Origin of the sequence: Paenibacillus sp. GYB004 (genome assembly GCF_036577605.1) — a bacterium.
Lineage (GTDB): Bacteria > Bacillota > Bacilli > Paenibacillales > NBRC-103111 > Paenibacillus_AB > Paenibacillus_AB oceani.
This window is the reverse complement of record NZ_JARBDB010000015.1, coordinates 1-14,214: the sequence shown is the minus strand read 5'-3', so window position 1 is coordinate 14,214 and position 14,214 is coordinate 1. Positions and strand designations below refer to the sequence as shown.

Annotated in this window: 15 protein-coding genes, 3 tRNA genes and 1 rRNA gene; 6 read left to right on the top strand and 13 right to left on the bottom strand. The window is 51.3% G+C overall.

Annotated elements, in window-relative coordinates:
• Window positions 1-76 precede the first annotated feature (76 nt).
• From PV433_RS09025 to PV433_RS09005, 5 genes are all read left to right on the top strand, one after another.
• Window positions 77-298: a hypothetical protein gene (locus PV433_RS09025; protein ID WP_332071835.1), complete on the top strand. Its 222-nt coding sequence runs from the start codon at window positions 77-79 to the stop codon at window positions 296-298.
• A 120-nt stretch (window positions 299-418) separates the two neighbouring features.
• The gene (locus tag PV433_RS09020; protein ID WP_332071834.1) at window positions 419-625 is read left to right on the top strand and encodes a hypothetical protein; all 207 of its coding nucleotides are present in this window, start codon (window positions 419-421) and stop codon (window positions 623-625) included.
• A gap of 12 nt (window positions 626-637) precedes the next feature.
• Window positions 638-853 (top strand): cold-inducible protein YdjO-related protein, encoded by a 216-nt coding sequence (locus tag PV433_RS09015; RefSeq protein WP_332071833.1) that lies wholly within the window; start codon window positions 638-640, stop codon window positions 851-853.
• Window positions 854-1,018: 165 nt separating this feature from the next.
• Window positions 1,019-1,093, top strand: a tRNA-Arg gene (locus PV433_RS09010).
• 23 nt (window positions 1,094-1,116) lie between these two features.
• Window positions 1,117-1,190 (top strand) — tRNA-Pro (locus PV433_RS09005).
• A gap of 54 nt (window positions 1,191-1,244) precedes the next feature.
• Here PV433_RS09005 and PV433_RS09000 read toward each other — a convergent pair.
• Complete coding sequence (locus tag PV433_RS09000) at window positions 1,245-2,441, bottom strand: anti-sigma factor (protein WP_332071832.1); 1,197 nt, start codon at window positions 2,439-2,441, stop codon at window positions 1,245-1,247.
• Window positions 2,425-2,937: a sigma-70 family RNA polymerase sigma factor gene (locus PV433_RS08995; RefSeq protein WP_332071831.1), complete on the bottom strand. Its 513-nt coding sequence runs from the start codon at window positions 2,935-2,937 to the stop codon at window positions 2,425-2,427. Before PV433_RS08995 ends, PV433_RS09000 begins: the two co-directional genes overlap by 17 nt.
• Window positions 2,938-3,092: 155 nt before the next feature.
• Between PV433_RS08995 and PV433_RS08990 the strand changes: the two genes are divergently transcribed.
• Window positions 3,093-3,887 (top strand): alpha/beta fold hydrolase, encoded by a 795-nt coding sequence (locus tag PV433_RS08990; RefSeq protein ID WP_332071830.1) that lies wholly within the window; start codon window positions 3,093-3,095, stop codon window positions 3,885-3,887.
• Window positions 3,888-4,796: 909 nt separating this feature from the next.
• Here the strand turns inward: PV433_RS08990 and PV433_RS08985 are convergent.
• The 11 genes from PV433_RS08985 to rrf form a co-directional block, all read right to left on the bottom strand.
• A complete protein-coding gene (locus PV433_RS08985; RefSeq protein ID WP_332071829.1) occupies window positions 4,797-4,943 on the bottom strand; it encodes a small acid-soluble spore protein P in 147 nt (48 codons plus the stop codon).
• Window positions 4,944-4,947: 4 nt separating this feature from the next.
• Window positions 4,948-5,130, bottom strand: coding sequence for a hypothetical protein (locus PV433_RS08980; protein ID WP_190932497.1), 183 nt, complete (start codon window positions 5,128-5,130; stop codon window positions 4,948-4,950).
• 17 nt (window positions 5,131-5,147) lie between these two features.
• Window positions 5,148-5,492 (bottom strand): hypothetical protein, encoded by a 345-nt coding sequence (locus PV433_RS08975; protein WP_190932496.1) that lies wholly within the window; start codon window positions 5,490-5,492, stop codon window positions 5,148-5,150.
• Between the two features lie 277 nt (window positions 5,493-5,769).
• A tRNA-Ser gene (locus tag PV433_RS08970) sits at window positions 5,770-5,856 on the bottom strand.
• Window positions 5,857-5,919: 63 nt separating this feature from the next.
• Window positions 5,920-7,200, bottom strand: a complete 1,281-nt coding sequence (gene serS / locus PV433_RS08965) for a serine--tRNA ligase (protein ID WP_332071828.1) — start codon at window positions 7,198-7,200, stop codon at window positions 5,920-5,922.
• A gap of 196 nt (window positions 7,201-7,396) precedes the next feature.
• Window positions 7,397-7,984, bottom strand: coding sequence for a pyridoxal 5'-phosphate synthase glutaminase subunit PdxT (pdxT, locus tag PV433_RS08960; protein WP_332071827.1), 588 nt, complete (start codon window positions 7,982-7,984; stop codon window positions 7,397-7,399).
• Window positions 7,985-8,005: 21 nt separating this feature from the next.
• Window positions 8,006-8,887, bottom strand: a complete 882-nt coding sequence (gene pdxS, locus PV433_RS08955; protein WP_190932493.1) for a pyridoxal 5'-phosphate synthase lyase subunit PdxS — start codon at window positions 8,885-8,887, stop codon at window positions 8,006-8,008.
• A gap of 133 nt (window positions 8,888-9,020) precedes the next feature.
• A complete protein-coding gene (locus tag PV433_RS08950; protein WP_332071826.1) occupies window positions 9,021-10,331 on the bottom strand; it encodes a D-alanyl-D-alanine carboxypeptidase family protein in 1,311 nt (436 codons plus the stop codon).
• Between the two features lie 254 nt (window positions 10,332-10,585).
• On the bottom strand, window positions 10,586-12,046 hold the full coding sequence (gene guaB / locus PV433_RS08945; RefSeq protein WP_332071825.1) for an IMP dehydrogenase: 1,461 nt from the start codon (window positions 12,044-12,046) through the stop codon (window positions 10,586-10,588).
• A 211-nt stretch (window positions 12,047-12,257) separates the two neighbouring features.
• A complete protein-coding gene (locus PV433_RS08940) occupies window positions 12,258-13,511 on the bottom strand; it encodes a putative glycoside hydrolase (protein ID WP_332071824.1) in 1,254 nt (417 codons plus the stop codon).
• Window positions 13,512-14,090: 579 nt separating this feature from the next.
• Window positions 14,091-14,207 (bottom strand): 5S ribosomal RNA (rrf, locus tag PV433_RS08935).
• Between the last annotated feature and the right edge of the window lie 7 nt (window positions 14,208-14,214).

The following is a 14,214-nucleotide window of genomic DNA, read 5'->3' as shown; positions in this document are numbered from 1 at the left end:
CCTTAAGCCCGGCGGACGGGGCGCGACGTTCAGAATCCTTTGCTTGACGAATTAATTGATAAGGACGCGTGTGAATATGATCCAGATAAAAACGTTTACGGATACGTTGCATGCCTCTGCTGAAATAAAAGCAAACCGGTTTCTAGACACCCTGGAGGCCAGTCAGTATATCGAAACCAAGTACGCGCTGATCCAAACCGGTGAGCCGCACTCCTTCATAAAGAGAAGCATTCTGATCGTGTATCATGCAAAACCCGGCGCCGAGCCGGATGCACAAGCCGTAAAGAGATCCGGATGACAACCGCCGACAGCAGCCTGCAATTTCGGTTCGTCCCTTGCTTGAAAGAGGGAGCTGATGCCGCCGGACTCTATTCTCCTCCCCTTCCTACCATTATCGAATACAAGGAGGAGACGAGAGATGTCGTCCAGAAAACCGAAAATCAAAGTGCTGCCCAAGCAGCAGCCAAGCACAAGAGGCACGTGTCCCAACTGTTCCAGTACAGGCGTAAAACTCGTTCACGAGCTTACGCGAGACGACGGTACGGTATGGCAAGTATGCAAGCTGTGCCGCAACAAGAAGAAGTTAAAAAAATACGAACGGAAATCCGAGGCGGCTTCCGGGTGATAAGGTGATTGTATGAGCGGCAAAACCTATATGGAAAAAGGGTTCCCGCGGAATTCGAGCCCGTTTCCCTTGTTCGAAACTCCGGTGTGGAAATGTTCCGATGCTTCGTGCACGTGCTGGATGAGGGTCGATCTTGCGTTTGAGGAGAGCCCATCCTGTCCGATCTGCAGCAAAGAAATGGTGCTAGAGACCAAAATGCTGCCGAAGCTGACTACCGTCAAATCGTGACGATGCAGGTAAGCCCCTTGCCGGTAAGGCAGGGGCTTTTCCATTCGTTCCGGCGATTCGCCGCTCCGCTTGGGAGATCACTTTTATATCCTTCATTTTTGCAAATACGATCTTGCGTTCCCCTCAACCTTGTGCTATATTAATCCTTGCATCTTTCTTTCGCATGCGCCCGTAGCTCAGCTGGATAGAGCGACAGTTTCCTAAACTGTGCGTCGTGGGTTCGAATCCCGCCGTGGCGCGCTTATCAATCCACCATAGCTTGACGGAACGTGGCTCAGCTTGGTAGAGCGCTTGGTTCGGGACCAAGAGGTCGCAGGTTCAAATCCTGTCGTTCCGATACTTGTATATCCTATCGCGGCATTTCTGCCGCGATTTTTTTGTTTGTCTTCGTTTAATGCCCTCTATCCCTCCAGTTCCATAGACGCACTTCCCCAACCCGGGGCGCTCTCACCCAGGGCTCCTGCTTCAGCTTCAGCAGCTCCTTGGTCGGACCGGTGACTACCGCCCCGTACAGCTTGACGCCATGCTGCTCCACATAGCCAATCGTTTCATCCAGTTTCAAGAAGGGGGCTGCTTTTTTCGTAATCGCTCTGTACTCTCTCAACAAGTACAACGTTTTCTTAAAATTATCGTTGCGCAGCTCTCCGTCGCCATAAGCTTGTACTTGCGGATAAGAAGAGAGGCTCGACGTAACCTTGCTGAATAAGCCGCGTTTTTCCTCCGAATAACTCTCCAGCTTCTTATCGTCATGGTGCCAGATCGGCATATAGGGAAAGCCGATGGGATCACTCACCCAACTTCTGCCTGAGTTGTCCTGGCCGTTATCTACGGCGAACCAGAGCGGCGTCAGATTTCGTGATTCCAGCAGCTTCAGCAGATCTTCCGTCTCGTACAGCCGGTCCAGCGAGAAATACAGCTCCGACACGGTACCTTCCGGCAGCTTTTCGAGAATCGACCATTCGGAATCCCCGTTGTAGGTGCTGGAGTCGGGAAGTCTTGCTAACCCGCGTCCGTTCGTATTTCGCTCCTTCCACAACAGGACCGGGCCATTCGTACGATTAAGCAAAAACCTGATCGAGTAATCTCCCGCCGATACCCTCGCGTCTCCGATCTGCTTGACGAGTTCGCCTTTCAAATCCATCGTAAAAAACGCGTTGCCCTGCGCGTTCAGATGAACCTCGACATTAGGCTCTGTAACGGCGATCGCAGACGATACGACGTCTCTGTATAGATCCACACGGTCCGGCTCTCCCATACTGTAAAAAAGCGCCGTACAGGCCGAACTGACGAATGTCACAGCGATTAACAAAGAAAGCAGCGTCAGGGCATTGGACAGGCGTGCCTTCCATTTCCCCTTGCGAATAATATTGGCTTCCTTCCGCAGTTGCCGCTTGTTCTCGCTTTCGGACGGTTCCGCCTGCCGCCCGCCCCGTATTCCGCTTTTGTTATCGCCACTTTCCGTGAGCTCCTCCAAGTAGCTTTGGTACAGCTCCAGCTTCTCGATCTCCCGCTCCACTTCTTCACGTTCATCTTCTGGCAGGCTGCCCTCCGCATATTGCTTCAGCTTTCGCTTAAACTCCTCGCTCATCCGGATTCCTCCACTCTTCGTACTCTCTTAGCTTTTGTCTGGCCCGAAACAGTAAGATTTTGAAATGGGACAACCGGATGCCCATAATATCAGCAGCCTCCTGATAAGACAGCTGGTGGAAATCGTACAGCAGTATTGCATGCCTCTGGTTGTCCGGCAGTCCGGCTACAAGCTTTCCGATTTCCGTCCAGATTTCCTGGCGGAGAACGGCGGTTTCCGGCGTATCGCGATCGGCCAGACGTTGAAAGTAATCCGTTCCGTACACCGAGCTGCGACTTTCCTTCCGCATGTAGTCGATAAACGCATGGTAAGCGACCCGGAACAGCCACGGCTTGATTTTATCTTCCTTGCAATCGTCCAAATGCAGATAGGCCCGGTAAAACGTTTCCTGCAGCAAATCCTCCGCTGCATGCTCGTCGCGACAGAGGGAGCGCAAGTAACGGAAGATGTCTTTGACATACTTACGGTATATGGAATCCAAACTGTTCGTCTCCATTCGCTCCCCCTCCCTTGTATCCACGAATGAAAGCTTGGAAAGTTACGGACGTTTTGAACAAATGGGAAAAGGGTAATTAATCTTGGCTCGCGCACATTTTGCTTTTCTGATTCATTTTGGGTAGCATGGAGAAAATAAATGCGGGAGGAATGCTGATGAATACGATACAACTGTCCGAACGCTCCATCGAAATCCGCTACAGAGACGAAGGAACCGGGTTTCCCGTCTTGCTGATGCACGGTTTTTGCGGCAGCTCCCATTACTGGGATGAAGTCGTGCCGTTATTGAAAGGATGCAGAGTCATCGTACCCGATCTGCCCGGTCACGGACAATCCGGAGTCCCGGCGGCTCCGTATGCCATCGAGTCGTTTGCTGACGATATGGCGGAGCTGCTGCGTCAATTAAACGTCGGGAAAGCGGTATGGATCGGCCACTCGCTTGGAGGCTATATCACGCTTGCAGGGGCGGAGAGACATCCGGATCGGGTTCAAGCGTTTGGGCTCGTCCATTCCACCGCTTTCCCGGACGACGAGAAGGGCAAAGAAAATCGCCTGAAATCGATTCAAACCGTACTCGATTCCGGCATCGTTCCGTTTATCGACGGACTAATTCCGAAGCTGTTCGCCCCGGATCACGTAGAAACGATGAAAGGAAAAGTTGCCGAAGCGAAAGAGATCGGCTACATCACCCCGCCGGAAGGAGCCGTCTTAACGCTTGAAGCGATGAGAGAACGGCCCGACCGGAATCAGGTTATAAAGAACGCTTCGTGCCCGGTATTGCTTCTGGCCGGTGGTTCGGATCAGATCATTCAACCAGAAAAGACGTTCTCGGTCTCAGGAAACTCCATCAAACAGGTTTTGATCGAGGACAGCGGCCATATGAGTATGATGGAACGGCCAAGCCGGCTTGCGCAAGAACTGCTTGCTTTCGTGGAAGCCGTGCAGGGCTGACGAAATACGGCGCTGGTCGGACATAGAAGCGAATCGGCTGGTTGTCTGGTGCTGTTGGCGACTGACGGGCACGGCACAGATTCCGGATTAAAAAGATAGCTGGGGTTGCTGGGGTTCACCTTTCGTGTCGTGCCGAGGACGTACGTTTTGGAAGTGTTGGCGTCATAAGAGCGGTTTGGGACCCTTATTCGGCAGATCTCAGCCCACTGTTAAAGATTAAGAGCGGTTTGTACCCCTTATTACTGCGAATCTGGTCGGTTTCCGGTCTTGTTCGAAGAATTAGGGGCTGCAAACCGCTCTTGTTTTTACCTAAAGTTCGATTTCCAGGCAAATAAGAGATGCAAACCGCTTTTATCTACAGCTCGCACCAATTAGCATGGATGGGATACACCACACTTGCGTATGATGACGGGCCAAATCTGACTCTGACTTATTTACCCTTGATTCCAGTTCGTGTTAGTTGTTCGTTGTTCATTATTCATACTTCTTTGTTCGTATCCCTTAGCTCGCACTTTGCTCAGTTTCCTTCAAGCTCCGCCTCGCGTCAGACACGTTCTTGGCTGTGGTCAGCGTATCACCCCAGAGATGACGCCCACACTTAGCGTACAACTAAAAAAGGACCCTTTCGGGTCCTTTTTTGACGGTGATCGGTTTTTGTATGAATCAGCTGTACCTTACCTCTTCTTCGGAATCAGGATCGCTGCTGTTAGCGGCTAATCCTTGCTGCATGTGTTAGAAACACGCTAACGTGTCTTTGGCACATCGCCTCCGCTTCAATGTTCGGTATTTAGATCCTTACTTGGTGTTGCTGTTGAATAGTTCAACGGAACCACACCTCTCTCCTCACCGTCGATAATAGTATGTCCGGTTATGGCTTCGATATTCACTTGGCCGAAAACTTTTTTCGGTTTACCCTTCCCCGTTATTATGTCGGGTATGATTGGCTTGCTTCGTTTTCTTTGAACCGGATAGAGGCTCCTGCGAATTGCCGTTGTTCGACTTGCGCTCGGCCGCTCCGCTTGGAGGGTTTACAGGCTGAGGGATATCTTTGGGCATCGTTTTATTCTCCTTCCGTTACAAACTTGACTTCCCCTTTGTCGGTATCATGGTTCAAGGCATCCTTGTGGCGCCGGTCATTCGTATCCTGTTGAAGCTGTTGGGCATGGTGACTGTTCACAGGAGACAATTCCAGATCCTTGACGACATTTTGCAAATTTTTATCGGTTGCTTTTGTTTTCGTCATCGCTCCGCCCCTCCTAGTCAGCTTGTCACTTTTTTTAATGCTTGTGCGCATTCGTGAATGTGGCGGATGTAGTCTTCGACCATATTTTGAATGACATCGTTCCGCTCATCGACTGTCTGATCGTCCTTCTCGACGTCGACCAAGTCTACCTTCACCTCGCGGGAATCCACGTAAGTCACGAGGAAATCGAAGGAATACATCGCGTGTCCCGCCGTACGAATATGAATGCGCACCGATTTCGGATCATGCTCGTCCGCTTTCACCTCGGCCTTATCGGATTCGTTCAGCAAGGTGGGCAATGTAGTCCGCCACGCCTCTGTTAGCTCGTTCTGATCAAGCGTGAGCACATCTGTTTTGCTCATCAACAAACACCTCCGCAACCTTAACTTGCGGAGGTCGCCACCCTTTTATGCGACTGGCCTGACGTACAAAAAAAGCCATGAATCGTTAGATTCATGACTTCTGCATCCCATAAGCAAGATTATTCATACGGAGAGGGTGGGATACTCCCCCTTCGGGTGAGACTGCGAAGCAAACGCTAACGAAGATTAGCGAATGCTTCCGAAGTAAGTTTTCTCCGAAAACTTTTAGCTCCGACGAACCTAAAGGTTCTGCATCCCATAAGCAAGATTATTCATACGGAGAGGGTGGGATTCGAACCCACGGAAGAGTTACCCCTTCGCTGGTTTTCAAGACCAGAGCCTTCAACCACTCGACCACCTCTCCAAAATGGCGGCCCGCCAATGACTAGAAAGAATTTTATCATAAGCAGCGGGCCCACCGCAAGGGTTATTTTCTGGAGATCACTTTTACGCCGTTCATGTAAGGCAGGAGTGCATCGGGCACTACGACACTGCCGTCCGGCTGCTGATAATTTTCCAGTATTGCCGCTACCGTCCGGCCGACGGCCAGTCCGGAACCGTTCAACGTATGAACGAACTCTGGCTTCGACTTCGCATCCCGGCGGAACCGCAAATTGGCGCGGCGTGCCTGGAAATCCTCGAAGTTGCTGCAGGACGAAATTTCACGATACGATCCGCCGCTCGGCAGCCATACTTCGAGATCGAATGTTTTAGCCGAGGTAAAGCCAAGATCGCCCGTACACAGCGTCATCACGCGGTACGGAAGCTTCAGCAGCCGCAAAGCTTTCTCGGCATGCTGCGTAAGCGCCTCAAGCTCGTCATACGAGTCTTCCGGCTTCACGAGTTTCACCAGCTCGACTTTATTGAATTGATGCTGACGAATCAGTCCCCGCGTATCGCGGCCGGCCGAACCCGCTTCCGAACGGAAACAAGCGCTGAACGCCACATAATTTTTAGGCAGCTGCTCGATCGGCAAAATTTCATCACGGTGAAAGTTCGTTACCGGCACTTCCGCCGTCGGGATCAGGAAATAGTCGGTGCCCTGCACCTTAAAGACGTCTTCCTCAAACTTGGGAAGCTGACCAGTGCCCGTTAAGCTGTCCCGGTTGACGATAAACGGCGGAAGCATCTCTTCATAACCGTGCTCGCCGCTGTGAAGATCCATAAAAAAGTTAATGAGCGCCCGTTCCAGACGCGCTCCAAGCCCTTTATAAAACACAAATCGCGAACCCGTTACTTTCGCAGCCGATTCGAAATCAAGAATGCCGAGCTTGTCCGCAATCTCCCAATGCGCCTTTGGTTCGAAAACGAACGAAGGCACTTCTCCGATCCGGCGAATCTCCACATTCTCCTCTTCCGATAATCCAACCGGAACGGAGCTGTGAGGCATATTCGGGATCGACAGCAGCAGCTTGTTCAGATCCTCTTCCAGAACGCGAACCTCTTCGTCCAGCACTTTAATCCGGTCATTAACATCGCGCATCTCTAATATTAACGACTCTGCGTCTTCTTTGTTCCGTTTCTTGACCGCAACTTCCTGCGATACGGTGTTTCTGCGGTTTTTCAACTGCTCGCTTTCCTGCAGCAGCTCTCTACGCTTGCCGTCCAACCCGGTAAAACGGTCGATTTCTTCCGCGGATTTGCCGCGCGCGGTCATCGCTTCTTTTACACGTTCAATCTCATTACGCAACAACTTGACGTCAAACAACCAAAACCCCTCCCAAAAGGGAAACTATATTCAAGTCCATTATCTCTGGCACACCAAACCAAACTGCACGCTATCATTACAAGTTATGCAATATAATGTACTATACTCCGAATAAATATTCAACCAACGCCGCGGACTACAGTCACGAAAGAAGCACCTTGGGCATCAGCCAAACAAGGTGCTTCCGAACATCCTATTACTGAACCGAAGAAGACTTTGCCTCTTTGACCATGTCTATAAAATACTGATGCATCCGGTAATCGTCCGTCAGTTCGGGATGGAAAGAGACGGCCAGCAAATGATCCTGCCGCGCCGCGACAATCTCACCGTTATGCTCGGACAGCACGTCCACCCGATCTCCGATTTCCCTGATCAAGGGGGCCCGGATGAATACCGCTCTAACTTTATCGTCTACACCCTTGACGGCAAGCTCCGTCTCGAAGCTTTCCCGCTGGCGGCCGAAGGCATTGCGCTGCACCTTCATATCCATCAGTTGCAGATGCGCCTGCTCCTGGCCAACGATCTCGTCGGCGAGTAAGATTAATCCCGCACAAGTACCGAAAATCGGCTTACCCTGCTTGGAAAAAGAGCGAACTTCCTCGATAAATCCGTAATCACGCATCAGCTTGCCGATTGTCGTGCTCTCTCCGCCAGGGATGATGATCCCGTCCAATTCGGCCAGCTGACTCGTTTTCTTAACTGGCACGCCTTCGGCGCCCGCTGCTTCGATCATCTTGATATGTTCCGCCACCGCTCCTTGAAGAGCGAGAACGCCTATTTTCATAGCTGACCCTTCTTTCTGTTCTTACCAGCCGCGGTCCTGCATCCGCTGCGACGACTCCAGCTTGGAGATTTCGATCCCTTTCATCGGCGCACCCAAATTTTTGGATACTTCGGCGATCAGGGCGTAATCCGTGTAATGAGTCGTTGCTTGAACGATCGCTCTTCCGAATTTCTCCGGGTTGTCCGATTTGAAAATACCGGACCCGACAAATACGCCGTCAGCGCCCAGATGCATCATCAGTGCAGCATCCGCCGGAGTCGCTACCCCGCCCGCTGCAAAGTTAACGACCGGCAGGCGCCCGTTCTCATGAACATACACAACGAGATCGTAAGGAGCGCCGAGATTTTTCGCCTCCGTCATCAGCTCGTCTTTGGACATGCCTTGGATTTTGCGGATTTGGGAATTGATAATCCGGATATGGCGAACGGCTTCTACGATGTTGCCTGTTCCCGGCTCGCCTTTGGTACGCATCATGGCTGCGCCTTCGCCGATCCGGCGGAGCGCTTCACCGATATCTTTCGCGCCGCATACGAACGGCACGGTAAATTCTCTTTTATTAATATGGAACACTTCATCAGCAGGAGTAAGAACTTCGCTCTCATCGATGTAGTCGGCGCCAAGCGCTTCCAGGACGCGTGCTTCCACATAGTGGCCGATCCGGCATTTGGCCATAACCGGGATGCTTACTACTTTCGTAACTTCCTCAAACACGGTAGGATCAGCCATACGCGCTACTCCGCCGGCCGCACGGATATCGGAAGGTACGCGCTCAAGAGCCATAACCGCACAAGCGCCCGCCGCTTCGGCGATTTTCGCTTGTTCCGCGTTCATAACGTCCATGATGACGCCGCCTTTTTGCATTTCAGCCATCCCTTTTTTGACTGTCCATGTTCCTGTTTCCATTTCTTACTCCTCCTGTATATGAATTGCTGTAGTTCCATAGCTACGAAAGCGTGGCTCTTCGATGATCTTCTAACAAGTCATTCTACAACAAGCCTATCTAATTAACAACCCGTGCCCCACATTTAGACACCTTTTAGAAGAGGTTTTTTAGGCCGCTCGCGATACCGGAGAAAATGCCGCCGAAAAAGTTTTTAATTCCCCGCATCATAAGACGGAACCAGCTTCCTTTTTCCATATCTTGCGATGCGACGAGATCAACCGTTCTTTCGATATCGTTATACTTTACCTTTACGGTGCCCAACACATCCCCTGTCTTAATCGGAGCGCTTTTCATCTCCGCCAGCGGTGCCGCTTCTACCGTAATTTCGGGTGTTTCGCCTTTTCTTACAACGAAATCGACGGCATTTGCCGTAACAACCGGCACTTCGGTTCTAACGCCCTTTTTTACTTCTACCGTCTTTAATTTCTCGACTTCGCTCTTGGCCGCCACGACCGACTTCATTTCAAAGTTATTAAAGCCGGCGTCGAGAAGCTTTTGTGTTTCCCGGAACCGTTTCGATTCCGAAGGCGTATTCATCACGACACTGATCAAGCGCATCCCGTTACGCATAGCCGTCCCCGTAAAGTTATATCCGGCTTGACTCGTATGGCCTGTCTTCAGTCCGTCCATCCCCTGGTAAGCATAAGACTTAAAGCTCGGAACGTCCTTATTGCCTTCGAGCATCCAGTTCCAGTTGATCATCGGCGCTTTATCCGTCTCGCGGAACTTTTTGGACGGGATTTTGGAAATTTCCAGTACTTCGGGGTGTTTCAGCACAATATTCTGAGCCAGAATCGCAGCATCCCTCGCGGTGATCATCGTATCCTCTTCCGTAATTCCCGGAGGAGCGTACTTGCCAAGATCAACCCGGGGAAGGCCGGTTGCGTTAATGAAAAACGATTTTTCGTTGAATCCCATTTTTTTCGCGGCATCGTTCATCATCTTGACGAAATTTTCTTCGGTACCGCCAATCGTTTCAGCCAGCGCTACTGTAGCGTCATTCGCCGAATAGATGGCCATCGCACTGTACAGATCGCGAATCGAATACTTTTCGTTAGGCCCGATCAATTGACCGGAGCCGATCACATCGACCGCATACTGGCTCGGATTGACGATATCGTCCCAACTGCGCTTGCCCGACTTGATCTCTTCCATGACCAGATACTCGGTCATCATTTTGGACATGCTGGCTGGAGGCATCTGCTGATCCGCATTCATTTCGTACAAAACTTGCCCGGTAGTCGGCTCGATGAGAATGGCCGCCTTCGCTTCCAGCGTTAAATTAATCGGCTCCGCCGCTTCCGCCTGCTGCGGCTGTATAAGAATCAGGCTGCTCGCAAATACCGTAACGCAGCATGCCCGTGCGATCCATTTGTTCCACCCGGATTTCTTTACTTCCAACACGTTTTTCCCAACTCCCTTTCCCGAAACTATCATTTCCAAACTCCAACTCTCGCACTCTCGCAAATCACTGTTCTCATTGTAACATACCGACTCTCCCGGCAAAAGGCGAAACGGCCGTTCCCCTTAACAATTAGAAACACCTTAACTTCATCCGACAAAGGGACGTTTACGGACTGATTCCTTACCGTTGTTACGAAGACCGGAACAATAGCAAAGAGCAGAGGTCGCCCTCTGCCCTTCGTCTCGCGCCCCGATTACATCGAGTAGTTTGGAGCTTCTTTGGTTATCTGTACGTCGTGCGGATGGCTTTCGCGCAACCCTGCACCCGTAATGCGGATAAATTCCGTATCTTCCTTCAATTCCCGAATCGTTTTCGTACCGCAATACCCCATACCTTGGATCAGACCGCCGACCAACTGATGAATCGTGTCCTTGATCGGGCCTTTGTAAGGAACGCGGCCTTCGATACCTTCCGGCACCAGCTTGGATTCGCCCTCTTGGAAGTATCGGTCCTTGCTTCCTTCCTTCATCGCGCCGATCGAGCCCATACCGCGGTATACTTTGAACTTCCGGCCCTGATAAATTTCCGATTCGCCCGGGCTTTCCTCGCATCCGGCAAACAAGCTTCCGATCATAATCGCATCGGCTCCCGCCGCGATCGCCTTCGTAATATCGCCGGAGTACTTGATCCCGCCGTCGGCGATGATCGGTACGCCGTATTGCCGGGCTACCGTAGCGCAATCGTAAATCGCCGTAATTTGCGGCACCCCGATGCCGGCGATGACCCGCGTCGTACAGATCGAGCCCGGACCCATACCCACCTTAATCATCGAAGCCCCGGCTTCGATCAGATCCCGTGTGCCGTGGCCGGTAGCGACATTGCCGGCGATGATGACAATGTCCGGGAACTTGGCGCGCAGCTTGCGCACCGTCTCCACGATGTTGGCGTGATGCCCGTGGGCCGAGTCGACGGCGATAACGTCCGCCCCCACTTTGATAAGCTCGCTGGCACGCTCCAGGGCGTCTCTGGACGCTCCGATCGCCGCACCTACCAGCAGCCTTCCTTGGGGGTCCTTAGCCGCATTCGGGAATTGTATGGCTTTCTCGATGTCCTTGATCGTGATCAGACCTTTTAACGAGTTCGTCTCGTCAACAAGCGGCAGTTTCTCGATTTTGTGCTTTTGCAAAATCACTTCCGCTTCCTGAAGAGTCGTGCCTACCGGTGCGGTCACAAGGTTATCTTTCGTCATCACTTCTTTAATCTTAATCGAGTAATCGTGCACAAACCGAAGGTCGCGATTGGTCAATATACCGACCAGCTTGTTATCGCCATTGACGATCGGTACGCCGGAGATCCGGAATTTGCCCATCAGCTCTTCAGCGTCATATACATGATGTTCGGGGGTAAGCGAGAACGGATTGGTAATGACCCCGCTCTCCGATCGTTTTACGCGGTCTACTTCTTCCGCCTGCTGCGCGATCGACATATTCTTGTGGATGATTCCGACGCCGCCTTCACGGGCCATGGCGATCGCCAGAGCCGCTTCCGTAACGGTATCCATCGCAGCGCTGATCAGCGGTATATTTAATTTAAGCGTTGGAGTCAGCTGAGTCGACACGTCCACTTCTCTAGGTCCGAACACATCCGACTTTCTCGGGATTAGCAGTACGTCGTCGAACGTCAAACCTTCCTTGGCAAACTTATTGTCCCACACAAAAAAGTACCCCCTTAAGTAAGTAACCCTGCACAAATTCAGCTGCATCCAATTCCGAGATCAAGCTTTAGGATGGCTTCAGCTTTTCTACTGGCCAACATGTCTTCCTGAGTGTTAATGCCTATCGTAACAAAAGCCCATTTTTGGTGTCAAGGCAAAACAGACGTTCCGTATCAGCAGCCGCTTCGGTGTTCTTCGTTCCGTCAAACTTTTACCGGAATGTGTAAGTGCATTTGGAATTCCACAGCAAATATTCATCGATTCCCAGTTCTTTAGCCGCTTGCACTTGAGCTTGTACGTCTTCGCTTCCGTAAGTTTTATGGGGTTTTAACCAAGTCGCCGTAAAATCTTGCAGCCATGGGCGGATCGAGGCTGCAGACTTCCGGGCCCGCGTTAACGCTTCGTTTTTTTTCAATCCGTCCGCCAGCGCTTTTTGAACCGTTACGTACGGCTGCAGGTCCGGATTTTTAATTCCGAACACCCCGTCTCCATAATGAGAAGGATAAACCATCGGACTGATGACGTCTATTTCAGAGGAGATATCCTCCCACGTTTGCCCGATTCCCATATCCCCCGTGACCGATGTCGTCAAACCGAACACGTCAGCCGACACGTACACGCCCTTGGCGGCCAGTTCCTGCTTAGCCTGCTTCAGAAAACGCTGAACCGCTGCCGACTTGGACCAGCCGTTCGGATTTTGAAAAACAGCTTCCCGATCGACCTTGGACCCATTGTCGGGGAACCGGACGTAATCGAACTGAATTTCGTCAAATCCGAGGTCGGCCGCCTCCTTCGCCAGTTCGATTGCGTATGTACACACTTCCGGATGGTAGGGATCAACCCAGGAAGTACCTTTGGCGTCCTTCCACAGAGCGCCTCCCTTCGTGCGGATCGCCCATTCCGGTTTGCGAACCGCTGCATATGGATCTTTAAAGACGGCTATTCGGGCAATCGTATAGATGTGATGTTCATTTAATGTTGAAATGAGACGTTTGATATCATGAATCATATGTTTCGAGTCGGCTTCCAATTGGTGAACGATCGGCAGAGAAGAATCGTAGGTGATTTGCCCGGAATCGTTTTTCATGTCAATCACCATAGCGTTCAGCTCCGTTTGGTTTACGAGCTCGATTAATTGATCCAGCTTGGACGTACTGGCAGCCCAGCCGCTTACGTAGATGCCTTTCACTTTCGGTCTAGCCTTCGGTATAGGAGGAGGTCCGGCTGGTGGTTCTGCATACGACTCGATCCTGCGCTCCCGCTGATGCTGATCGGTGATCTCATCGGCAACGGACAGATGTCCTGGCGCTTCGCTTTGGATAGGCAGCTTGGCCTCCGACGTCTGCGCTTGGTGTACGATGCTGTCACCGGTCCACGGTTCACCCGGCTGCGCTGCTTCAGAGAACGAACAACCGGTAAGTATCATCGATAACATCGCAGCAACGGCAATAATCCTGACTTTCATGGATACACCTCCTATTGGAGGTAGTATGACACAAGTCACGAACAACTATCGTTCATCGTCAACTAAGAGATTATGGAAAAATTCATTGCACCGTGTATGTCGTAAGATAAACTGTCCGGTATGTATAAACGTTCGGACATTTTTGGCGTGTATGGGAGGGGAGTTTCCGGACAAAATAAAGAGTACAAACCACTCCTATTTGCTTCCCCTCTTCCCCCTAAGCGGCATATAAGGTCGAGCTTCTAACGGCAGCTGCCACGCTGAACGTCCTGCATCACTTCCGCCCATTTAAGTAAAGCTTCTAGACGTCTAGACGAAGCTTTTGCCACGAAGCGTACTGCTGCGAGAGAGGTAACCTTTCTGGGTACAATAAACTTGCAGTCGCTCTATTGAAGGAATTTTGGAAGCAGTTTTTTTAGCAATTTCAATTTCTTATTTCTTTAAGCAGTTTCTTTAAGCAGCTTTTCCGAAGCAGCGCTTTTGAAGCTTAGCACACTTTAGCAAATTTCGACTTTCTGTAACTTCTATAAAAACAAAAAAACTCCGACGGTTTCGTCAGAGTTTCTCGTTCATTACATCGCTTGGCAACGTCCTACTCTCCCAGGACCCTGCGGTCCAAGTACCATCGGCGCTGGAGGGCTTAACGGTCGTGTTCGGGATGGGAACGCGTGGATCCCCTCCGCCATCATCACCAAACGATTAT